This window comes from Sphaerisporangium dianthi (genome assembly GCF_042654065.1).
Taxonomy (GTDB): domain Bacteria; phylum Actinomycetota; class Actinomycetes; order Streptosporangiales; family Streptosporangiaceae; genus Sphaerisporangium; species Sphaerisporangium dianthi.
In genome coordinates, this window is record NZ_JBHSFP010000023.1 from 42,497 (window position 1) to 63,667 (window position 21,171).

At 71.7% G+C, this 21,171-nt stretch carries 15 protein-coding genes; 7 read left to right on the plus strand and 8 right to left on the minus strand.

All coding sequences use genetic code 11. The annotated features are described in order from the left end of the window. Window positions 1–865 precede the first annotated feature (865 nt). From ACFO60_RS27420 to ACFO60_RS27430, 3 genes are all read left to right on the plus strand, one after another. Window positions 866–1,243, plus strand: coding sequence for a hypothetical protein (locus ACFO60_RS27420; protein WP_380845282.1), 378 nt, complete (start codon window positions 866–868; stop codon window positions 1,241–1,243). Between the two features lie 42 nt (window positions 1,244–1,285). Continuing rightward, the gene (locus tag ACFO60_RS27425; RefSeq protein WP_380845285.1) at window positions 1,286–2,470 is read left to right on the plus strand and encodes a serine hydrolase domain-containing protein; all 1,185 of its coding nucleotides are present in this window, start codon (window positions 1,286–1,288) and stop codon (window positions 2,468–2,470) included. Window positions 2,471–2,586: 116 nt separating this feature from the next. Then, window positions 2,587–3,003, plus strand: a complete 417-nt coding sequence (locus tag ACFO60_RS27430; protein ID WP_380845545.1) for a response regulator transcription factor — start codon at window positions 2,587–2,589, stop codon at window positions 3,001–3,003. Between the two features lie 103 nt (window positions 3,004–3,106). Here ACFO60_RS27430 and ACFO60_RS27435 read toward each other — a convergent pair whose 3' ends face one another. Further along, entirely contained in the window at window positions 3,107–6,235 is a 3,129-nt protein-coding gene (locus tag ACFO60_RS27435; protein WP_380845288.1) for a helix-turn-helix transcriptional regulator, read from the minus strand. Window positions 6,236–6,329: 94 nt separating this feature from the next. On the opposite strand from ACFO60_RS27435, the gene ACFO60_RS27440 reads away from it, so the two are divergent. After that, window positions 6,330–6,959, plus strand: a complete 630-nt coding sequence (locus ACFO60_RS27440; RefSeq protein WP_380845291.1) for a LysE family translocator — start codon at window positions 6,330–6,332, stop codon at window positions 6,957–6,959. A gap of 158 nt (window positions 6,960–7,117) precedes the next feature. Here the strand turns inward: ACFO60_RS27440 and ACFO60_RS27445 are convergent, their stop codons facing one another. From ACFO60_RS27445 to ACFO60_RS27460, 4 genes are all read right to left on the minus strand, one after another. Next, window positions 7,118–9,964: a glycosyl hydrolase gene (locus ACFO60_RS27445; RefSeq protein WP_380845294.1), complete on the minus strand. Its 2,847-nt coding sequence runs from the start codon at window positions 9,962–9,964 to the stop codon at window positions 7,118–7,120. 364 nt (window positions 9,965–10,328) lie between these two features. Continuing rightward, on the minus strand, window positions 10,329–11,546 hold the full coding sequence (locus tag ACFO60_RS27450; protein ID WP_380845297.1) for a hypothetical protein: 1,218 nt from the start codon (window positions 11,544–11,546) through the stop codon (window positions 10,329–10,331). A gap of 36 nt (window positions 11,547–11,582) precedes the next feature. Continuing rightward, window positions 11,583–14,807 carry a DUF4153 domain-containing protein gene (locus tag ACFO60_RS27455; RefSeq protein ID WP_380845300.1) on the minus strand — a complete coding sequence of 1,075 codons (3,225 nt, stop codon included), beginning with the start codon at window positions 14,805–14,807 and terminating at the stop codon, window positions 11,583–11,585. Continuing rightward, window positions 14,804–15,487, minus strand: a complete 684-nt coding sequence (locus ACFO60_RS27460; protein WP_380845303.1) for a response regulator transcription factor — start codon at window positions 15,485–15,487, stop codon at window positions 14,804–14,806. Before ACFO60_RS27460 ends, ACFO60_RS27455 begins: the two co-directional genes overlap by 4 nt. Window positions 15,488–15,567: 80 nt before the next feature. Between ACFO60_RS27460 and ACFO60_RS27465 the strand changes: the two genes are divergently transcribed. Beyond that, window positions 15,568–16,494: an arylamine N-acetyltransferase family protein gene (locus ACFO60_RS27465; protein ID WP_380845306.1), complete on the plus strand. Its 927-nt coding sequence runs from the start codon at window positions 15,568–15,570 to the stop codon at window positions 16,492–16,494. Window positions 16,495–16,549: 55 nt separating this feature from the next. Here ACFO60_RS27465 and ACFO60_RS27470 read toward each other — a convergent pair whose 3' ends face one another. Both ACFO60_RS27470 and ACFO60_RS27475 read right to left on the minus strand, forming a co-directional pair. Continuing rightward, on the minus strand, window positions 16,550–17,836 hold the full coding sequence (locus ACFO60_RS27470) for a cellulose-binding domain-containing protein (protein WP_380845309.1): 1,287 nt from the start codon (window positions 17,834–17,836) through the stop codon (window positions 16,550–16,552). Window positions 17,837–18,013: 177 nt separating this feature from the next. Then, window positions 18,014–18,973, minus strand: coding sequence for a winged helix-turn-helix transcriptional regulator (locus tag ACFO60_RS27475; RefSeq protein ID WP_380845312.1), 960 nt, complete (start codon window positions 18,971–18,973; stop codon window positions 18,014–18,016). 582 nt (window positions 18,974–19,555) lie between these two features. Here ACFO60_RS27475 and ACFO60_RS27480 point away from each other — a divergent pair. Together ACFO60_RS27480 and ACFO60_RS27485 are read left to right on the plus strand one after the other, a co-directional pair. Continuing rightward, window positions 19,556–20,500, plus strand: a complete 945-nt coding sequence (locus ACFO60_RS27480) for an LLM class F420-dependent oxidoreductase (RefSeq protein ID WP_380845315.1) — start codon at window positions 19,556–19,558, stop codon at window positions 20,498–20,500. Window positions 20,501–20,593: 93 nt separating this feature from the next. After that, the gene (locus ACFO60_RS27485) at window positions 20,594–20,785 is read left to right on the plus strand and encodes a hypothetical protein (protein WP_380845318.1); all 192 of its coding nucleotides are present in this window, start codon (window positions 20,594–20,596) and stop codon (window positions 20,783–20,785) included. 50 nt (window positions 20,786–20,835) lie between these two features. On the opposite strand, the gene ACFO60_RS27490 is transcribed toward ACFO60_RS27485, so the two are convergent. Further along, the gene (locus tag ACFO60_RS27490; protein WP_380845321.1) at window positions 20,836–21,156 is read right to left on the minus strand and encodes a DUF3817 domain-containing protein; all 321 of its coding nucleotides are present in this window, start codon (window positions 21,154–21,156) and stop codon (window positions 20,836–20,838) included. Window positions 21,157–21,171 lie beyond the last annotated feature (15 nt).

A 21,171-nucleotide genomic window follows, 5' to 3' on the forward strand; every position in this document is an offset into this window, starting at 1 on the left:
TGCCCCTGCGAACTCGGGCGGACGAGGATCTGGCCGTCCGGTGGATGGGAGTCGGGCCTGTCTGCTGCTTCGGTGGACGCGAGACGCCGCTCACGACGGCCGGTGGGCGCCGGCTGGTGAACGCGCGCCGGACCCTGGTCGTCGTGGTGTGGCCCGGCCTCGCCGGGCGCGAGATCGCGTGCCGGCCAGATCCACAGGCGGGCGCCCGGGGAGCCGTAGGGGTCGATCTGCCGGTGAGGCGGCCACGAGGACTCGGGCGCCGCCGGCGAGGCCGGACGAGAGTCATCGCGGATCGTGCCTGTGCAGGCCGTGACGCCGAACGCCGGAGCGACATGCCAGACGGGGTGACCGGGGATGGCCTGGAGCCAGCGGATGTGGGTGCATCGACTCGATGACGGGCGGGGAGCGACCTCGGCGCCGCCTGGAGAAAGGGCCGCCCCCGTGACGAGGACGGTGGTGACGAGCATCGAGAACACGGTGCCCTCCTTGGGCTCGATGGCGAATCGAGGCCCAGGATCATTTCTGAGGGCCGTCCACCGTTTGATCGAACGGCGTTCTGTGGACGGCTCTCGGCTGTGGACGACCGACGGCTAGCGGGGGCGTAGAGCCTGACCTGCGGCGAAGCGAGATGGGGGCAGCTCGCGGCTCCGGGCCTGTGGACAAGCGGCGCACCCGACTCGCGGATCTCATGCGACTGCGGCGCCCTCGCAAAACCTCGTCTCTCTTGTTGACGATGTTCGGCGCCTGCATTAGCGTCGTCTCCGTCCGAGGCGAAGTTCGGCGATGGCGGTCGATACGGGACTCCACCTCGGGCGTGGTAGTAATGAGAACCGCGGAGGAGGCCGTCCAGACAAGTTGGTGCACCATGACCGAGCACTACATCGGCGTTCTCGGCATCGGCGAGGCGCTGGGGGTGAGCCGGCACGCGGTGCACAAGTGGCGCTCCCGTTATCCCCGCGATTCCAGTCATCCGTTCCCCGAACCCGACGTCGAGGTCGACGGGGCTCCCGGGTGGCGGGCTGATCGGCTGGAGGAGATCATCCGGTGGCGCACCGGCCTCCCGGGCCGTGGCGTAGGCGGCGGTCGTCCTACCGCCGCACGTCAGGAGTATTTGAGGGAAGCGGCGGTGCGCGGTCTGGACCGGGACGAAGCGCTGCGCGCGCTCGCCACGTTCTCAGAAGAGTTCCCCGAGATGACCGAGCCGGAAGTCTGTGCCTGGCTCCTCGGGCACTGGCGCGGTTAGCGCCGCCCGGCAGCACGAACCCCACACGGAAGGCGATGACGCATGCCCGAGATCGGCGGGAGTACCGCACCCGGATTCGAAGGAGTGCGGGAGGCGTTCGCGGCCAATCTGGCCGGCAACCGGGAAGTGGGCGCCGCGGTCGGCGTCTACCTGCACGGTCGCAAGGTCGTCGACCTGTGGGGTGGAACAGCCGATCCTGAGACCGGCCGCCCTTGGGAGCGCGACACCCTGCAGGTCGTGTTCTCCACCACCAAGGGCGTCACCGCCGCCTGCGCGCACCTGCTGGCCCAGCGGGGCGAACTGGACCTGGACGCCCCCGTCGCCGAGTACTGGCCGGAGTTCGCGGCGAACGGAAAGGACCGCATCCCGGTCCGCTGGCTGCTCACCCACCAGGCCGGACTGCCCACGATCGACCGTCCCATCACCCCGGCGGAGGCGATCGCCTGGGACCCGATGGTGACCGCCCTGGCCGCCCAGCGGCCCTATTGGGAACCGGGCAGCGAGCATGGCTACCACGGGCTCACCTACGGCTGGCTGGTCGGCGAGGTCGTCCGCCGGGTGACCGGCCGCAGCCTCGGCGCGTTCCTCGCCGAGGAGATCGCCGCACCGCTCGGCCTGGACCTGTGGATAGGGCTGCCGGATACCGAGCAGCACCGGGTCAGCCGGATCGTCGCCGCCCCGGTGGACCTTGACGCGCTGGCCCGCATCGACCTGGACGCCCTTCCCGAACCCGCGCGCGAGGTCATGAAGGCCTATGCCGACCCCACGTCGCTGACCAGGCGGTCGGTGACCGTCGTCACGCCGCCGCTTGACCACAACGATCCGGACGAGCGGTCCGCCGAGATGCCCTCGACCAACGGCATCTGCACCGCCCGCTCCCTGGCGCGCTTCTACGCCGCGCTCATCGGCGAGGTCGACGGGCATCGCATCCTCTCAGCCGGCACCTTGGCCGCCGCGACCGCCGAACAGGCCAATGGCATCGACCGCATCCTGCGCGTACCCGTCCGGATCGGCACCGGCTTCGGCCTGCCGACACCCGGCTCGTTCTGGTACAGCCCGACCGCCTTCGGGTTTCCCGGCTACGGCGGATCGCTCGGCTTCGCCGACCCGGCGACCGGCCTGGCGTTCGGCTACGTCATGAATCACATCCAGGAAGGGGTGCCGGATCCGAGAGCCGCCGCCCTCCTTGCCGCGGTCCACAGCGCCATGAAGGCCCAGGCACGGTAGGACACGATGGGGCATGGGCGAGGGAGTGTGCTCGGTAGCGGCGGAGTTCGGGGAAAACCTCGCAGAAAGCGCTTTTAAGAGTTAGCCTCGCGGCCGTGGACGAGGTTCTGGGACGCGTGCTGGTCGTGGACGACGACGAGGTTATCCGGCAGCTCATCGCCGTGAATCTCAGCCTGGAGGGTTTCCAGGTGGAGACGGCGACGGACGGGCAAGACTGCCTTGACCGAGTGGCGTCGGTGCGACCTAACGTGATCACATTGGACGTGATGATGCCGCGCCTGGACGGCTGGATGACCGCCACGAAGCTCCGTGCCGACGAGAGCCTGAACCACATCAAGATCATGATGATCACGGCCAGGGCCCAGGAAGAGGACAAGAAGCGCGGGCTCGGCATCGGGGTCGACGCCTATCTCACCAAGCCGTTCGATCCGGCCGAGCTGATTCAAATGGTGCGCGACCTCGTACTCGCTCCCGCCGACGGCACCGCCTCCACGCCGGGCAAGGGTCCGGGAAGCGCCGCAGTCGATCGCTGAGCGACCGAGATCCGAACGCGCCCCCTGCCTTGGACACAAGCGACGGGCGGGTGAACAGTGGCCGCGTGTTGGCGGCAGATGGCGAGCGCCGGCGGGTGTGCGGCTAGGTCAGGAGGCCTTGCTGGTGCGCGTAGGCGGCGGCCTGGGTGCGGGACGAGACGCCCAGCTTGGCGAGGATGTTCGAGACGTGCACGCTCACGGTCTTGTTGGCGATGAAGAGCCGTTCGGCGATCTCGCGGTTGGACAGGCCCGTGGCGACCAGGGCGAGGACCTCCTGCTCGCGAACCGTCAGCGTGATCGCAGGGGTGTCATGGCCGCCCGGCGGCGAAGACGACATGGCCGGAGCCAGGCCGGACGACGAGAGCGCGTCGTCCGGGGCCGGGCCCTGCTTGGACTGGACGGCGAAGCGGGCTCTGCGGCCGAGGTCGGTGAGGGCGCGGTGAAGAGGCATGGCGCCGAGGGCCTCGGCCGTGTCGATGGCCTGCCGCCACTCGTCGAAGGCCTGGTCGCGGTCGCCTGAGGCGAGCAGGGCCTCGGCGAGGCGCCAACGCGACCGCGCGACCTCGTAGACCGAGCCGAAGTCGAAGGCGTCCACGGCCGCCCGCCACGCGGCGGGATCGGCGATGCCGCCGGCACGCCGGCGTTCGGCCTCCGTCCTGGCCAGCCATGCTCGCCCTTCGATGCCCATCACGCCCCGGGTGCCCGAGCCCGGCCCGAGGGTGGCCGCGGCATGGGCCCGTGCGAGCAGGTCGTCGGCTTTCGCCAGGCGATCGGCTTTCGCGAGGTCGTCGGCGTGCGAATCGTCCTGGGCGAGCTCGGCGAGCGCCCACAGGCCGGTGGCGCAAATGCGGATCATGCCTGGGTCGAAGGGTTCGAGGATCGCGACCACCGCGTCGATGTGCCGCATGGCGGACCGCGGATCGCCGTTCCACAGCGCGTGCTCGGCGGCGAGCCCGCGCACGATGTAGGTGATGAGATAGTCGTCCCAGAAGGGTCTCAACCAGACCAGGCGTTCATCGACGACCGCGTCGCCCCGCCCGACCTCGACGAACAGCGCGTACCCCGACAGCCGCGCCTCGGGAAGCCTGCCGACCCGCACCGCGAACCCGGCGGCCAGCTCGCCGGCCTGCTGCCAATCGCCGGTCGTGTAATGGATGAGCAGCCGCAGGAAGCGCAGGTCGGTGCCGTACACGCTCCATGACAGGCCCGTCTCGCGCGCCAGGCCGACACCGCGGTCGGCGGTGGCGGCGGCGTCGGCGAGGTGACCGCGGTCGAACTGCACCCGTGCCAGGCTGAAGACGGCACGGAGGTCGATGGAGAGATCTCCGGAGCGGATGCCCGCGGCGACGGTCAGCAGGTCTTCGGCCCGGTGCCGGTCGCCGCCGATGTCGGCGACCACGGCGAGGGTGATCAACGCGCTGGACTCGGCGTCGCGCACACCCGACGCGCGCGCGGCGTCGAGCGCCCGGCCGGCGAAATGCTCGACCTCGCCGTGCTGGGGAGACCAGACCAGGGCTCGCGCGTAGGTGGCCAGCGCTCTGGCCATGACGGCGAGCGCGCCGACGTCGGCGGGGGCTCGCGTGAGTGCCGGATCGTCGTCGGAAGCCTGCGGGAGCGCCGGATCAGCGGGAGCCCGCGTGATGGCCGGATCGGCGGCGAGCGTCTGCGTGAGGGCAGGATAGTCGGCCGGAGCCCGCGTTATAGCCGGATCGTCGGCGGGAGCCTGCGGGTGGGCGAGGGCGTCGGTGGCCAGGCGCACGGCCGTCTTTGCGGCCTCGATGGCCCCGGGGTCGTCCCCGGCGTCGATCAGGTAGTACGCGAGCCGCTCCCAGATCTCCGCCGTCGGACGCTCGGTCGTGAGAAGCTCGCGCATCTGGGCGACCGCCCGGTGGGTGTCCCCGCTCTCTTCGGCCGCCGCGGCGGACAGCAGTGCCAGCCGGACGCGGTCGATGCCCGCCACCCGCTCCGCGTCGGGGACGCGGTGCCACAGGGACAAGGCCCGGTCGTAGTGACTGTGGGCCTCGACGGGCGCGCCCAGACGGTCTGCCCGCCGACCGGCCTCCACGGACGCCGCCAGAGCGCCGGGCAGGTCGTGACCGGCGAGGTAGTGGTAGGCGAGTTCGGCGGGCGATTCGAGCAGGTGGGTGAAGCGGCCGTGCAGCCGCGCCCGTTCGCCGGGCAGCAGGTCGGTGTAGACGGCCTCCTGCAGCAAGGCGTGCCGGAACGCGTAGCCGTAGTCGCCGTCGGGCAGTAGCAGCCCGCGCGAGACGATCTCGCGCATGGCCTCCTCCAGCTCGATGTCCGCGAGGGCGGAGACCTTCTGGAGCAGGTCGTGGTCGACGCGCCGGCCGGCGACCGCGGCGGCGCGCAACACGCGCTGCGCGGGTTCCGACAGCCGTTCGACGCGGGCGAGCAGCAGGTTGGCCACGTTGTACGGCAGGCCTTCGGCGGCCAGCAGCTCTTCGGCGTAGAAGGGGTTGCCCTCGGCGCGGGCGATGATGTCGCGCATCGCCTTGGCATCGGCGCCGCCGAGGGTCACGAGGTGGTCGGACAGGTCGCCGGCGTCGAGCGGGCCCAGTCGCACGGCGGTCACCGTCGGGAGCCGCTGGAGCTCGGCGAGCAGGGGCCGGAGCGGGTGACGCCGGTGCAGGTCGTCGGTGCGGTAGGTGCCGACGAGGCACACCCTCTCGCCCTGCAGCATGCGGCTGAGGAAGACCAGCAGGTCACGGGTGGACCGGTCGGCCCAGTGGAGGTCTTCGAGCACGAAGGCGATCGGCCTGGCCGCCGACGCCTCGGCGAGGAAGCCGAGCATCGAACCGAACAACTGCTGCTGGGTGAGCCCCGAACCCGCCTCTGGCGGAGAGTCGAACGAGGCGCCGGGGACCAGCCTGCGGAGCGTCGGGCGGGCCTCGATCGCCTGCGCCAGATCGGGCTCGGCGGCCGCGCCGCGAAGGGCGTCGGCGAGCGGCAGGTAAGGCAGGGCGTCACCCAGCTCGGCGCACTGGCCGGCCAGCACGGCGAAGCCGCGGGCGCGTGCCAGGCCGACGAGCTCGGTCACCAGGCGCGTCTTGCCGATGCCGGCGTCGCCGCTGACGACCGCCACCCCCGCCTGTCCCTCGGCGGCGGCGTCGAGCACTTCGATCAGGCTGCCGAGCTCACTCGATCGCCCGACCAGAGCGCTGCCCCTCTCCCGCCACACCACGTTCGGGAGTATCGCATGCGCGTCGGACATGTCCAGCAGAGCTCAGGTCATGCGGGTTTGGACCGGTGAGAGGGGGGCGCTATGGCCCTCTTTCACCGGTCCGGTGGGGCTTAGGGTCGCAGGCATGGTTCCTCCCTCGACCTTGCTGGTCTTCTCGCTGGCCGCGATGGTGCTGGTGATCGTTCCCGGTCCGAACAACCTGTACATCACCGCGCGCGGCATCGCCCAAGGTCGTGCGGCGGCCGTGGCGTCGGCCATGGGCGTGGAGACCGGGACGCTGGTGCACATCGCCGCGGCGGCGGCCGGGCTCTCGTACCTCATCGCGCGGTCCGCGGCGGCGTTCACGGCCGTCAAGTGGGCGGGCGCCCTGTATCTGGTCTACCTCGGCATCCGCACACTGGCCGGCCGGGACGGCGCCACGGCGCGCGCGGCGAGCGCCCAGCCGCTGCGCAAGGTGTTCCTCGAGGGCATGATCGTGAACGTGCTGAACCCGAAGGTCATCCTGTTCTTCCTGGCCTTCCTCCCCCAGTTCGTCGATCCCGCGGCCGGGTCTCCCGCTCTGCAGATCGTGGTGCTCGGGCTGACCTTGCTGCTGTTCGGCATCACCGCCGACATGGTGTACGCCGTCGGCGCCGGCACGCTGAGCGGGTTGCTGCGCCGCAGGCACCGGGCCTTGAGGTACGTCAGCGGCCTGGTCTACCTCGGTCTCGGCGTCGCGACCGCGCTCGCGGGAAGCGGCGGCCGTCCACGCTGACCGGCCGGGTGAGCGGGCGGACCGCACGTGCGACCGCTGGAGTCGGCGGACCGCACGTGCGACCGTTGGAGTCGGCGGACCGCACGTGCGACCGTTGGAGTCGGCGGACCGCACGTGCGACCGTTGGAGTCAGCGGACCGCACGTGCGACTGTTGGAGTCAGCGGAACGGGAGGGTGAGGACGGAGCGGTCGCCGACCCCGAGTGAGCTGGGGTAGGCGCCGATGGCGCTCCACACCTCGACCTTCACCCGTCCGTTGACGAGGTTGCCGAGCGTGCCGGTGGAGGAGGCGAGCCCGGCCGCCTGGGTGTAGTGCTCCCAGCCGGAGACGGGGTCGGTGGCGAAGTAGCGGTAGGTCTCGACGCGGTCGTAGGCGCCGTCGCCGGTGAGGTCGTACGAGACCCTTGCCTGGACGCCGTTGCCAACCGCCGCGGCGTCGAGGAACAGGTCGAACGCGGTGGCCGCGCCGGTGTGGGCCATGGTGAGGCCGCCGGCGGTGTAGACGAGCGGGTTGTGCGGGGTGCCGTCGTGGTTGGCGCCGCCCGCGGAGGCGACGACGTCGGACCCGGCCGTCCCGGCGGTCGCGCCGAGGCCGCCTCCGGCGAGCAGGTACCGCGTCGGGGTCCCCGGCGTCGGCGTCGGCGTGGGGCTGGGCGTGCGCGTGGGGGTGGCGCTGGGCGTGGGGGTCGGGGTGGGAGTGGGGCCGCCGCCCGCGCTGGTGGCGGTGGAACCGGCCGGCACGTCCAGCCGCCTGCCGTCGGAGAAGACCACCGTCCGCACGGAGGTTCCGAAGTTGTGGGCGACGTAGGTGCGCGTGCCGTTGAGGCTGAAGACGGCGGCCGTCGGGGTGTCGGCGGTGACCGCCGCGTCGACCGTGCCGAGCCTGGCCAGGTTGTAGATCCAGTGGTAGGCGTGCGCCTTGGAGTCGCCGGACTCCGGCTCGTAGGAGTTGCCGCCCGCGTCCCAGTCGGCCTTGGCCGCGGCGGGGTCGCCGAGCGCGCGGTACTGCCAGATGATGTCGCGCCACTCGACGGCGGGCCCGCCGTTCTCGGCCTGCATCTCGGCCAGTCCGGCCTTCACTTCGGCCGGGTAGAGCCCGTGGTAGAGGGAGCCTCCGGTGATCGGCAGGTAGTTGATCCCGTGGATCTCCTCGGGGTTGCCCGTCCACCAGGTGGCGTGGGCGGCGCCGTCGCCCCAGATCATCCCGGCCGTGCCCGGGGCGAATCCGGAGGGGAACACCGCGTCGTCCACATCGAACCAGTACTGCGCGATGGTGGCGGCCTGCGTGGTGTACAGGTAGACGCCGAGGTCACGAAGGGCGGTGTCACCGGTGGCGGCGCCCAGCAGCAACGCCCCCGCGGCGAAGTTCATGGCCTCCGAGGAGGACTCCTCGTTGTTCCCGGCCGCGAAGCCCTGGTGGCCGGAGGCCCAGCCGTTGCCCGCGTAGGGGTCGAAGTTGCGCAGGAACGGGAAGCGCGTGTCGGCGCGGTCCCAGTTGTCGGCGTCCTTGGCCAGCAGCTTGGCCATGCCGCCCCACTGCCCGTCGGCGGCCCACGCCCGGTCGTAGCGCGCCACGGTGGCGGCGGCCATCAGGTAGTAGCCGTAGTGGAAGTGGTGGTCGTTGACCTCGGTGTCGCTGCCGTAGGAGGCCGGGTATCCGGTGAGGATGCCCCAGGCCGCGTCGTAGCGGAACTGCTCGCCGCCCACGGTGAACCAGCTCTGCAGCTTCGTCTTGAGCAGCCCCAGCAGCTTGTCTCGCGAGGCGGTGTCGCCGAGCTGGTCGGCGATGGGCACGATCTGCGCGAGCCGTCCGAGGGCCTTGCCGGTCCAGTAGGTGTCCCCGGCGCCCTTGTACGGGTCGGCGGCGTCGGCCTCCTGCCGGACGTAGGCGCCGAGCCGGGCCCGGTCGTAGGCGCCGAGGTCGGGCAGTGACGGCAGGACGCCGTGGAAGGTCTGCCGGGTGGTGAAGGACGCTCCTTCGCGCAGTTTCATCGTGCCGCGCGACGAGACGTAGGTGTAGGCGGTGAGCGAGTCGGAGGTGGCCTGCCACTGGTGCCGGTAGAGCGCCATGAGCGTGCCGGTCTGCGTGCCCTCCTTGGCGCTGGTGGCGGCGGTGTAGGTGGTCGTGAGCCGGGCGGCGGCCTCGTCGTACGACCAGCTCACCGTGGTTCCGGTGACGAACGAGTAGGCGTACTTGGCGAACAGGTCGAGGGCTCCCCGGGCGGGCAGGGCGGCGACGCTGAGGTAGTTCCTGCCGCCGAGGGCGACGGTGGCGGCCGTCCCGGAGATGGTCCAGTCGGTGCCGGTGGGCGCGAACAGGGCGTAGTCGTGGCCGTTCACCGTGGCGCCCAGCACGTTGCCGCGATCGGCCCAGATGGCCGGAGCGGCGACGAAGTCGACCCGCCCATCGCCGCCGCTCGGGGTGGCGTAGACGAACGGCAGCCCGTGGCCGATGGTGGCGCGCAGCGTGCGGGCTCCGTCGGACCAGTAGGGGGTGACCGTCCAGTCGGACCAGCCGTCGACCTGGGTCTTCGGCGCGTTGAGCCCGGTCACGCCGACGGTGAGATCGCGGGCGTGCGAGTAGTCGTACTGCGTAGCTCCGACGCCTGGCGAGGTGGGATGGCTGACCTCCAGCCCGCCGGCGACGGCGTGGAAGGCCAGCGGGTGGGCGTACATGTTCTCGGAGTACGGGTTGCCGGCGTAGCGCTGGAACGCCAGGGATGACCACCAGTCGTTGGTGGGGACCTTCGCGGTGACCGCGGAGGTGATCTTGGGACTCACCGGCGCGCCGGTGCTGTCGGCCGGCCCGGAGGCCCCGGCGGGGAGATCGGTCGTGTAGCCACCGGCTCCCACGGAGACGGTGGCGGCGCCGGCGGGGGTGGCGGGCAGGGTGACGAGCAGTCCGGCGAGGAGGACGGCGGCGGCCGTTCCGGCGGACCACCGCCTCGAGCGGCGGTTCCGGGGGGTCGGATGATTCGCGTGCTTCGAGGGCAGGTCGCAGATCATGCGGAGAGACTTTCGTCGTTGGGGGGTGACGCGCCGCTGACGCTAGATCGCCCTCACAATGGGTGTCAACAGCGAGAAAATGTTTCTCGAAGATTGTGAGAGCGCTCTCTGTCGGACCCTCTGCCCATCTTCGCGAATGCGCGGCGCCGGAGACCCCATGACCAGGAACGACGGGCCACCGGCGGCGAACGCACAGCCCTCTCCATGGGCGGACGAAGGACGATGGAGACGACCGGCCGTTCTGAAAGTGTCGCGCCGTGGACGCGCCTCCCGAGCGATATCGTCAGAGAGCGCTCTCATTACGATCAATTACGATCATTTGAAACGTCGCCCGAATACAGGGCCGGGCCGGCAAGGCGTACGGTCAGCTCTCTCGGCCGAGGGATCCGGGGATGCGGTCGAGGACGCTGTACGGCACGAGCCCGTAAGCGTAGAAGTCGACCGCGTCGCCGCCCGCGGCGCGCACCGCGCGGACCTTCGCGGCCAGCCGCTCCTCCGAGTCGGTGTCCGGCCTGCCCGGGCGCAGCACGACGCGCAGCTCCCTGTCGTTGCCGACCGAGCGGCGGTAGGCCCCGACGTCGTCGGCCACCCGCGCGGCGTCCCGCGCGTAGGCGAGGACCCCGAAGGAGGGGACCAGGTCTCCGAGGGCCACCAGGTCGACCCCGAGCTGCCAGGCGTCGTGCGCCGCGAGCCCGGCGGGCGGCAGCCCGTCGGCGTACCCCTTGCGATGGCCGGTGCCGTCCAGGAAGGTCAGCCTGGACCCTTCGGCGGCCACCGCCGAGGACACCTCGCTGACCAGCGAGGTCACCGTCTCTGACCGGGCGCGAGCGTACGCGACCACGTCCGGGCCCGCGTACGCCGTGAGCGCGGCCCGCGTCACCTCGCCCTGCGCGGGCGGGTCGCCGTCGAGCACCCCGCCGACGATGCGGGCGCACTCTTCGCGCGCGACCTCCGCCTTGACGCCGAGGTCGGTCGCCCGGCGCATGCACCACGGGCAGAAGCACAAGGAGAACAGGAACTCGTCCATCGGACCGAGCGGGACGAAACACCTCTCTTGCTGATGCCCCTGCGCGAACCCCCCGAAGTGCAGCGACTCGGCGACCACGCTGTCCACGCCCTGCCGCGCCACCGACCGGGCCAGCGCGACGGCGTACAGCCGCACGTCCGGGTGGGCCGGGCACAGCGCCGCGGGGAAGCCCCGCCCGCCGAAGCAGTCGTGCACGGTGACGTCGGGGTTGGCCAGGCCGAGGGTGAGGTCGTGCAGGAACACGGCCCAGCCGTGCAGGGCCATGCCCCGCTCGGCCGTGGCCGCGCGCAGCGCCGCTACCGGCTCGCTCTCGGCCCCCGGCTGCACGGGCGGCGCGAGCCGCAGGCCGGTGAACAGGTCGGCGTGCGGCGGGAAGTGCACGCCGTCGGAGCGGACGGTCACCCGTGAGGCGCCGTGCGGGGTGACGTCGCGGGCCCCGTGGTAGGCCGCGGCGACCGTCACCTCGCGCACGCCGTACCCGGCGATGCGGTCGAGGACCTGCTCGGCGCCCTCGTCGCGCACGTCCTCGACGTAGACGTAAACCGAACCGTGCACCGCGCCGTGCCTTTCGACGAGCCCGCCGTGAATGACCTATGTCCCACGCGACTTTATATCCTTGCCGCAGGACGGGGACGGCTCCCTCGGCGGCCGGTCACCGAGCAGATCACGCGCGTGCTCGCGCGCCAGGTTCCATCCGGCCCAGTCGTCGGGAATGCTCAGCCGCGACACCGACGACATCTGCGCCAGCAGGCAGTCACGGGCCGGCGAGGGCAGCCCGTCGATGGCGGGCACCGCGTCCGCGCTGAGGTCGGTGATGTAGCGGAAGTCGAGCTCCGAGAAGTCGCGGACGCGGAGCTGCGACTCGGCGACCCTCAGGTCGGGGTTCCAGATCGAGAAAACCAGCAGCGACAGGCCCGTCACCAGCACCGTCGTGCGCGGCAGCCAGCTCGCGTCGCGGCGGGCCAGCCGTAGGGCCCCCGCCACCAGCACCAGCGCGAACACCGCCGCCAGCCACCAGATCGTCGCGCCGACCGACGCGCGCAGCGTGGACAGGCCGTAGGCGTCGATGTAGAGCCCGAGCCGGTGCAGCGCCGAGGCGAGGATCACCAGCGTCAGGCCGCACAGGAGGCCGAGCAGACCGGCCAGCACAAGGCGCTCGCGGCCCTGCGCGGCCACCACGGCCGTCGCCGCCGCCACCAGGCCGAGCACGAAGACGCTGACCGTCACCAGCTCGAAGAACCCCGACCTGGCGTACTCCGCGTAGGTCAGCCCGGCGGTCTCCATCACCCTGCGGTTGCCCCCGAACAGCGTGCTGATCTGCACGGCCACGAAGGCGGCGAACAACAGGTCCACCGCCGCCAGCGGGATGGTCCACAGGGTGCGGCTCACCCGCCGGTGGGTCCGCCGGCCGGCCGGCTCGACCGCCGGGCGCAGCGCCACGAGGGTCGCGGCCCCGACCATCGCGGAGAACACCGCGAAGAGCACCAGGCGAACCGGCACGGAGGAGGCCCACGCCGGAGCGGTGAACACATGCGAGACGAAGGAGGCGAAAACGGCGTCGGCCGAGGCGAACAGCACGCCGAACACCATGAGCAGCACCGCGGCGATGCCCAGGCCCGCGAGCAGCGGCGCCATGGTGCGCCGCCGGTCGACGGCCTTGAGCGGCGCGATGAGGAACCACGGCAGCGGGAAGACGGCGAGGACCATCGACATCCCTCCCCGGATCACGCCCGCCCAGCTCCGGCCCGCGCCCGACACCGCCAGGGCGGCCAGGCCGAAGGCCGCGAGCAGCAGGGGGCCGACCAGCCACTCCGCGTCCCGGAACAGGGCGACCGACACCAGCGCGTACGCCAGCAGGCAGAAAGCGCCCGTCCAAGGGGTGACGCGGTGCCGCGCCACCGGGAGCACGGCGGCACCGGCGACGACGGCCACGAGCACGATGCCGAACCCGGCCCGGGCGAACGGCAGCGCGCCCGCCGCGAGCAGCCCGACCGCCGCCGCCACCGGCAGCAGCCACCGGGGTGTCGGAGGCAGGTCCGGCCGGGGCAGCAGAGGCGGCGGCACATAGTCCGGCGGTACGCCGCCGGGCGGCCACTGGTGCGCCCCGGGCGGCTGCCGGTACGCTCCCGGCGCCTGCGGGTGCCCCCCTGACGGCTGCTGGTACGTCCCGGGCGGGACGTGTCCGGGCGCCCGCGCGTCCGCCACGGGCGCCGCGTCCACAAGCGCCGCGTCCATCGGCGTCCCTTGTCCCCCCGCGAGGGTGCCGGCCCCCACGACGGCACCCGCCTCCTCGGCATCGGGCTCGTCCACGGCCCCCATCTCCCTGGCGGAGCTGGGCTCCCTGGCGGCAAGGGGCTCCTTGGCGGCATCCTGCTCCGCGAAGGCGCGCGAGCCCACGGTGGCGGAGAATTCCTCGGCGGCGCCGGGCCCTGTGGCGCGGGCGTCCGGAGCGATGGCCGCGGATCCTTCCTGGATCGCCACCGGCGCCGGCCACGGCTCGCCGGGCGGCTTCGGCCTGCGCGGCACGACGAGCACGGCTGGAGCGTCGGGAATGCCGGACACATCGGATCGGTCGGCCGCACCGGCGACCTCCCGTCCGTCTATGGGCGCCGCCGCGGCTTCCGCGATCTCAGGGGCGGCGGGCCCCGCGGATCCGGCGCCCGCGGCCGTCAAGGCGCCGGCCTCCTCCAGGCCGGCTCCCGCGGCTGCGGGAGTGCCTGCCTTCCCAGGGACGGCTCCCGCGGTCTTCGCGGGGCCGTCGCGCGTGTCACCGCTCGTCACGGCGGTGCTTTCGGGGAGGTCGGGCGGGTCCTCGTTCATGACCGTGGTCCTTCCGGGGAGGTCGACCACCATGCGGCAGCCGAAGGGGGTGTCGGCGACCCGCACCGAGCCGCCGTGCAGTTCGACGATCTCCTTGACGATGGCCAGGCCGAGGCCCGTGCCGCCCGCGTCGGCCGCCCGGGCGGTGTCCAGGCGGGAGAACCGCTCGAACACCCGGGGTCGCTCCGGCGCGGGGATCCCCGGCCCCTCGTCGGTGACGCTGAACCGCACCCCGGCTCCCTCCGCGCGGGCTTCGAGGCGGACCAGGCCAGCGACGGGGCTGTGCCGGACGGCGTTGTCCAGCAGGTTGGCCAGCACCTGGCCGAGCAGCGCCGGGTCGGCGTGGACGCCCAGCCCGGCGGGCACCCGGCTGGACAGCGACACCTCCTCGCGCGCGAGCCCGGCCTCCCGCACGGCCTGGGCGCACAGCGGACCCAGCTCGACGGGTTCGGGCTCGATGTGCCGCGCCCCGGAGTCCAGCCGCGACAGGTCCAGCAGCTGGGCCACCAGCCGCCCCAGGCGCTCGGTCTGGGTGAGCGCCGTGCTCAAAGTGGCGCGGTCGGGCGAGGAGACGCCGTCGACGAGGTTCTCCAGCACGGCCTGCAGGCCGGCGATGGGCGTGCGCAGCTCGTGGCTGACGTTGGCCACCAGCCGGCGGCGCTGACGGTCCACCTCGGCCAGATCGGCCGCCATGGCGTTGAAGGCCCGCGCCAGCTCGCCCACCTCGTCGCGGGAGGTGGCCCGGACGCGCATGCCGTACCGCCCCTTGGCGATCGTCTGGGCGGCGGCGGCCATCTCGCGCAGCGGCCGGGTCATCCCCCTGCCGACGAGCTGCACCGTGCCGAGGCTGAGGACGGCCGCGAGCCCCATGCGAACCCACGGGACGACCCCGAGGAAGCGGCCGTACTCGTTGAGCGCGAAGGCCGTGGCGACCGCGAGCAGGATGACCAGGCCGAGCTTGACCTTGATCCGGCCGAGGAAATCGAGCGGCCTCATGGCTTGACCAGCGCGTAGCCGACGCCGTGGACGGTGCGGACGATGCCGGCGCCGAGCTTGCGGCGCAGCGCGCGCACATGGCTGTCCACCGTGCGGGTGGCCGCGGCCTCGGAGAAGCCCCAGATGTCCGACAGCAGCCGTTCCCGCTCGAAGACGTGGCCGGGACGCTCGGCGAGCCGCCTCAGCAGGTCGAACTCCGTACGCGTCAGCTGCGCCTCCACACCGCGCACGAAGACCCTGCGCTCGGCGGTGTTGATCTCCACGTCGCCGGCGCGGATCACCGTGTCCTCGTGGGCGAGCTGGGCGGCCCGCTCCACCCTGCGCAACAGGGCGTGGATCCTGGCCACCAGCTCGCGCATGCTGAACGGCTTGGTGAGGTAGTCGTCCGCGCCGACGCCGAGCCCGACGAGCAGGTCGGTCTCCTCGCCCAGCGCGGTCAGCATCAGCACCGGCACCGGCCGCGCGGCCTGCATCCGCCGGCACACCTCCAGGCCGTCGAGTCCGGGCAGCAGGCGGTCGAGCACCACCAGGTCCGGCTCGGCCTTCGCGTACGCCGCGAGCGCCTCCTCGCCGTCGCCCGCGACGCGGACGTCGAAGCCTTCGGCCATCAGCCTGTTTCGCACGGCCAGAGCGATGGTGCTGTCATCCTCGACCACGAGGATGCGTCGCTGGTCTGTCACGCTGGGAAGCCTAGAACCGACTCGTGCAGACAATCCGGCCTCATATGTGCAGATCTGATGCAGCCTGATTAGCTAGGCCCGTGACGAGATCTCTGGACGTCTCCGCATATCTGCGCCGCATCGGGCTGGACGGTCTCGGCGGTCCGCCGAGCGTCGAGTCGCTGGTGCGCCTGCACAGAGCGCACGTCGAGCGCGTGCCCTACGAGTACTTCCACATCTGGCTGGAGCACCCGACGTCGGTCGAGCCGCTCGAGTCGGCCGGGCGCATCCTGAGCGGCAGAGGCGGTTACTGCTTCCACCTGAACGGAGCGTTCTCACTGCTGCTCGCAAAGCTGGGATACCAGGTGAGCCGGCATGTGGGCGGGGTGCAGGGCTCGGCGGACGGTCCCGCGGGAGCCACGGGCAACCATCTGGCGCTCACCGTGTCCGGGTTGCCCGCGGAGCGGTGCCCGGACGGCGTGTGGTTCGTCGACGTCGGCCTCGGCGACGCCCTCCACGACCCGCTCCCGCTGGTCGAGGGCGTCCACCGGCAGGGGCCGTTCGAGTACCGCCTGCGTCCCTCGGAGGCCGAGCCGGGAGGCTGGCGGTTCGACCACGACCCGCGCGGCAGCTTCTTCGGCATGGACTTCCGCGCGGAGGCCGCGGAGATGTCGGCGTTCGCCGTCGAACACCACGAACTCTCGACCTCGCCGCAGTCGAGCTTCCGCAAGGTCATGTCGGTGCAGCGGCGCGACGTCGCGGGCATCGACTGCCTTCGCGGCCTGAGCCTGATCCGCATCGGCTCGGAGGAGGGCACGTCGGCCCTGTCGGGCCGGCGCGACTACTTCGAGGCGCTGGCCGACGTCTTCGGCCTGACCTTGGAGGAGGTCTCCGCCGAGCGCAAGGACGAGTTGTGGCGCCGGCTGAGCGACGCCAACGAGAAGTGGCTCACGAGCACCGTGAGCACGGCGAGTTCCGCGAGCTCCGCGAGCTCCGCGTCTCGCGAGCCGGAGCACGCGGGCGGCTGACAGGGCGGCCGGTGGACCGGCGTTCGCCGGTCCACCGGGGTAGCGGGTCAGCGGGTCAGCAGGCGATCGGCGAGGAGCCGAAGGCGACGTCGTCGTACCAGATGGTGTCGGAGTCGCTGCCGTAGCTCTCCCAGCCCAGGCGCAGCGTCGCCGGGCGCGGGGCGGTCGTGCGGCTGAGCCACTGGGAGTCGACGTCACGGGTGGGCGTCTGGTCCAGATGCAGGCCGGGGACCTCCTGGTCGTCCAGGTAGGTGCTCATCGCCTGCTTGGTGGTGTCGATCTGGTACCGCAGGCAGACCCAGCGGCCGGTGGGCAGCGGCCTGCTCAGTGAGACGCCGGTCGGGCTCTGCTCGGGCAGCGTCGCGTCGTCGGACTCGCGGTTCCACTGCAGCGCGCTGTTCTGACCGCCGATGCGCAGATCCTTGCTGCCGTTGGCCGAGTCGGCCATGGTGATCATGGTGACGTGGTTGGGCGGAAGGGCCGTGGTGTGCCTGACCCACATCCGCGCGTACACCACGGGACCGGCCGTGGAGACGTTCTTGGTGGTGCCCACGAAGATGTGGTTGCAGTAGTTCCCTCCGCCGTTGACCCGCAGCGACTTGCCACCGCTGTGGACGGTGGAGGAGTCGATGGTGGCCGTGCCGGTGCCCGAGCAGTTGGGTGTGATGACCTGCCAGTCACCGCTCGGCGAGGAGGACGCCTGGTCCTCGAAGCCGGAGCACACCACGGCTCCGTTGCAGCCCGGAGGAGGCGTCGGGGTCGGCGTGGGCGTGGGAGTCGGGGTCGGCGTGGGGGTGGGAGTAGGCGTGGGAGTCGGGGTCGGCGTGGGGGTGGGAGTAGGCGTGGGGGTCGGGGTCGGGGTCGGCGAGGGGCCGGTGCCGTTGCAGTCGACCCCGTTGAAGGTGAAGGCGGACGGGACCGGGTTGGACGACGACCAGGTGCCCTGGAAGCCGAAGTCGGCCGACGCCCCGGTCGCCAGGTTGCCGTTGTAATTGGCGTTGGTGGCGGTCACGGCGGCGCCCGACTGGGTGACCGTCGCGCTCCAGGCGTTGGTGACCCGCTGGTCACCGCCGAACACCCAGCGGAGCTGCCAGCTCGTGACCGCCGAACCGAGGTTGGTGACCTTGACCGAGGTGGTGAACCCTCCCGGCCACTGGTTCACCGTGTAGTTCACTCTGCACACAGGGTCCGCGGCCGAGGCGGCACGGACCGGCAGCAGCATGGCGGCGATCGCGACCACCGCGGCCACGGCGGCGAGAAGTTCCCGCCTTCCGAACCTGCGGACGGCGGTCCATGACGACGGTGGCGACGAGGCCGGGAGGCCGGGCAAGGGAGCATTCATGGCACAGCTCGCTTTCTGCAGGTCGCTTACAAGTGGGAGCGCTCCCACCAGCCGGACCGGGATCGCTCTGCCGCGCTCGATCGCCGATCGTCGCCCGCGAGCGACCACCTGTCAACGACACCGCCCTCGCCCGTTCACCGACCTCGCACGAGCCTGTGAGCGGGGTGAATCTTTCAGCTACGCGCCCGCGACGGACGCCGGGGCCGGACGCCCGGACGGCGGCCGATCATGTCGGGGCTGCGAGCGCCGGGCGGGCGGCACGTACTCGGACAGGTCGAAGTGGATGCCCCGGCGCTCCAGCACCTCCTCGCAGGCACTGCAGACCAGCACCGGCAGCAGGACGTTGCCGCACGGCTTGTGCGTGATCGTCATGCGGGCGTCCTCGGGCACCGGCAGCTCGCGCTGGGCCCAGTCGGACAGGAAGGCGAAGACCTCGAAGAAGGCGAGCCCTTTGTCGGTGAGCCGGTAGAGGCGGCCGGAGCCGGCCTTGAGCACGCCGACGTCGACGAACCGCTTGAGCCGGTCGGCCAGCACCGACGGCGCGATGCCCAACTCGCTCTGGAAGTCGACGAACCGCTTGACGCCGAGCAGCGACGCGGCGAGCACCGCCGTGCTCCAGCGGTCGCCGAGGATCTCCATCGAATGCGGACAGTAGCCGGCGTAGTCCGAACGGTCGCTCCGCGGCAGAGTGCGGCGATGGTGGCGCGGCAGTCCGATGCGGGCGAAGGACGCCCGCGGGCCGCGTTCGGTGGCGGTGTCCCGGGCGCTCACCGGACGCAGGCAGGCGCCGCACGCGAGGTAGGGCCGGGCATCCTGGCCGCAGGCGTCGTGGAGCGGGGCGAGCAGGCCGGGCCGGTCGGCCCAGTCGCGCTCCCAGCTGTGGATGGCGAGCAGGAAGGACCACAGCCGAAGCCCCGAGCCGGTCAGACGGTACTCGTAGCGGGTGCGGCCGTCGCGGTAGGCCTCGGGGGCGAGGATGCCGTGGCTGACCAGTTCCTTCAGGCGGGTGGCGAGCACGGACTCGGAGATGCCGAGCTCGTCGCGCCAGCCCGCGAAGGTGCGCACATGCAGAAGAAAGGCGCGCTGGATGATGAGCAGCACCCAGCGGTCCCCGAGCATGCCCAGGGCACGCCCCAACGCGCTGAGATCGGTGTCCCCGCCGTCGGCCGGCTCATGGACGGCCGTGGGCCATGATGCCGGATTTCCGGGAAGATATCCCTTTTGGGTGACATCCACCAGAGAAGCGGGGAATTGAGCGACTTTCTGCTCGGCCTCGGCGGCTTGAAGGCCGGCCGCGACCGATAACTCCTTGATGTTCACCGCGTCAACTCTAAGTCACATTCGAAGCCATGCCTGGTGCACCGACCAGCCGGGCGAGATTGCGAGCTGACTTTTTTCATCGTAGCTTCCAGGAATGGCGGTGAAGCCGATCGCGACCGCGACGGTCACGGACGAGGCAGGCCGGACGGTGGCCGGACGCGTCCCGGGAGGGCGCCTGCCCGGCCGGTCTCACAAGCCGTTCTTTCGCGGTTCCTCGCCACCGTTTCGGAGCCGGACAGCTCCGATGAATCGACCTCATAACCGACTGATGAAACCTCCGGCACGACAGTGGTGGGATAGGTCCTCGATGGAGTTGACTGAACGTCTCGCAAAGACGGCGGCGGGGGCGCGCCGTGCGGGGTACCACGGCTCCCCCGGGCTATGGCAGGAGCATTGCAGATGAGGCTCAGCGTCTCCGTCGGGCTATGGCAAGATCGCCCGGCCGGCGAGGCGGTGCTCACCGCGCAGATCGCGGACGAGCACGGCTATCCGGAGATATGGGTGGGTGAGATGGCGACGTACGACGCCTTCGCCCTGGCCACGGCGATCGGCGCGCGCACGCGCCGCGCCGCGCTCACCATCGGTCCCCTGGCGGTCAACGTGCGTGACCCCATGATGATCGCGATGGGCGCCGCCTCCGTCGCGGACCTCACCGGCAGACCGGTCGGCGTCGCGCTCGGCACCTCCACACCCGTCGTCGTGGAAGAGTGGCACGGCCGGTCCAGAGCCGGCTCCGCTGCGGCGCTCCACGAGTCCGTCCAGGCGCTCCGGCCGTTGCTGGACGGCGAGAGGTCCGACTTCTCCGGCGCGCACGTCGCCAGCCAGGGGTACCGGCTGCGGCTGGGCGCGCCGCGTTCGCCGATCAGCGTCGCGGCATTCGGACCGGACGCGGTACGCGCCGCGGCGCTGGCCGACCGCATGGTGCTCAACCTGCTCACCCCCTCCTCCGCCGCCCGGCTCATCACCGACCTGCGCCTGCTCACCTGCACGACCAAGGTGGTCGCCTGGGTGGTGGCCGCCGTCGACCCCGGCCAGGCCGCCATCGAGCAGATCCGGCGGGCCATGGTGCCCTACCTCTACGCGCCCGGCTACCGCGAGATGTTCGCCCAGGCCGGCTTCGAGGAGGTGGCCGCCTACGCCCGCACCCGGCCCGACCCGCGCGACCTGCTGGCCGCCATCCCCGACGACATGCTGGAGGCCGTCGCCCTGATCGGCGACTCGGTGGAGATCATGGACCGTCTCGACGCCTACGAGGAGGCGGGCGTGGACGAGGTCGCCCTCGTCCCCGTCAGCACCGACGCCGACCCCTGCGGCGAGGCCACGCTCAAGGCCCTCGCCGATTGACACGGAACTCCGCATGGGCGGCCGTTCGTTGAGGTGGGGACGCAGAATGGGCGGTGGGGACCTCCCCCGCCCGGCGAACAGAAAGGCCCGGCAATGTCGCCACTGTCGAAGTACTACGTGGGCGCGGCGATCGCCTCGCTCCTCGCCCTTTTCCTGCTGCCGTCGCTGGTGGCCTGGATCCTGGTGATCGCCGTGCTGGCCGGCCCGGTCGTGGTCTACTTCATGCTGGACGAGTCACAGCGCACCCGGCTGCGCCGCATCCGCAGGCGCCAGATCGGTCGCTGACCACCGCCTCGTGACGGGGCGGGCGCCCGTCCTGTCACGCGACGGCGAGATCACGCCGGGGCGACCGCGATCTGCCGCTGGACGCGATGGGTCACCTTGCGCTCGATCACGAACGACAGGAACGGGATGGTGCCCGCGAGCAGCACGCCCAGCGTGTACGGCCACGACCAGCGGGCCTTGAGCCCGAGGTTGAGGGCGGTCAGCAGGTACACCGCGTAGACGAAGCCGTGCACAGGGCCGACGACGGCGACGGGCGTGGCGTTGTCGAAGCCGTACTTCACGACCATGGCCACCACCAGGGCGAGCAGCATGCAGCCGACGATGTAGGCCATCACCCTGAAGGGTTTGAGCGCGGATTCCACGACGATCATTACCTCGCTAGCTGA

Excerpts from the sequence above, each read along its gene's own strand:
- ACFO60_RS27420 (WP_380845282.1), top strand. The coding sequence starts at position 866 with ATGACCGAGCACTACATCGGCGTTCTCGGCATCGGCGAGGCGCTGGGG.
- ACFO60_RS27425 (WP_380845285.1), top strand. The coding sequence starts at position 1,286 with ATGCCCGAGATCGGCGGGAGTACCGCACCCGGATTCGAAGGAGTGCGG.
- ACFO60_RS27435 (WP_380845288.1), bottom strand. The coding sequence starts at position 6,235 with ATGTCCGACGCGCATGCGATACTCCCGAACGTGGTGTGGCGGGAGAGG.
- ACFO60_RS27440 (WP_380845291.1), top strand. The coding sequence starts at position 6,330 with ATGGTTCCTCCCTCGACCTTGCTGGTCTTCTCGCTGGCCGCGATGGTG.
- ACFO60_RS27445 (WP_380845294.1), bottom strand. The coding sequence starts at position 9,964 with ATGATCTGCGACCTGCCCTCGAAGCACGCGAATCATCCGACCCCCCGG.
- ACFO60_RS27455 (WP_380845300.1), bottom strand. The coding sequence starts at position 14,807 with ATGAGGCCGCTCGATTTCCTCGGCCGGATCAAGGTCAAGCTCGGCCTG.
- ACFO60_RS27470 (WP_380845309.1), bottom strand. The coding sequence starts at position 17,836 with ATGAATGCTCCCTTGCCCGGCCTCCCGGCCTCGTCGCCACCGTCGTCA.
- ACFO60_RS27480 (WP_380845315.1), top strand. The coding sequence starts at position 19,556 with ATGAGGCTCAGCGTCTCCGTCGGGCTATGGCAAGATCGCCCGGCCGGC.
- ACFO60_RS27485 (WP_380845318.1), top strand. The coding sequence starts at position 20,594 with ATGTCGCCACTGTCGAAGTACTACGTGGGCGCGGCGATCGCCTCGCTC.
- ACFO60_RS27490 (WP_380845321.1), bottom strand. The coding sequence starts at position 21,156 with ATGATCGTCGTGGAATCCGCGCTCAAACCCTTCAGGGTGATGGCCTAC.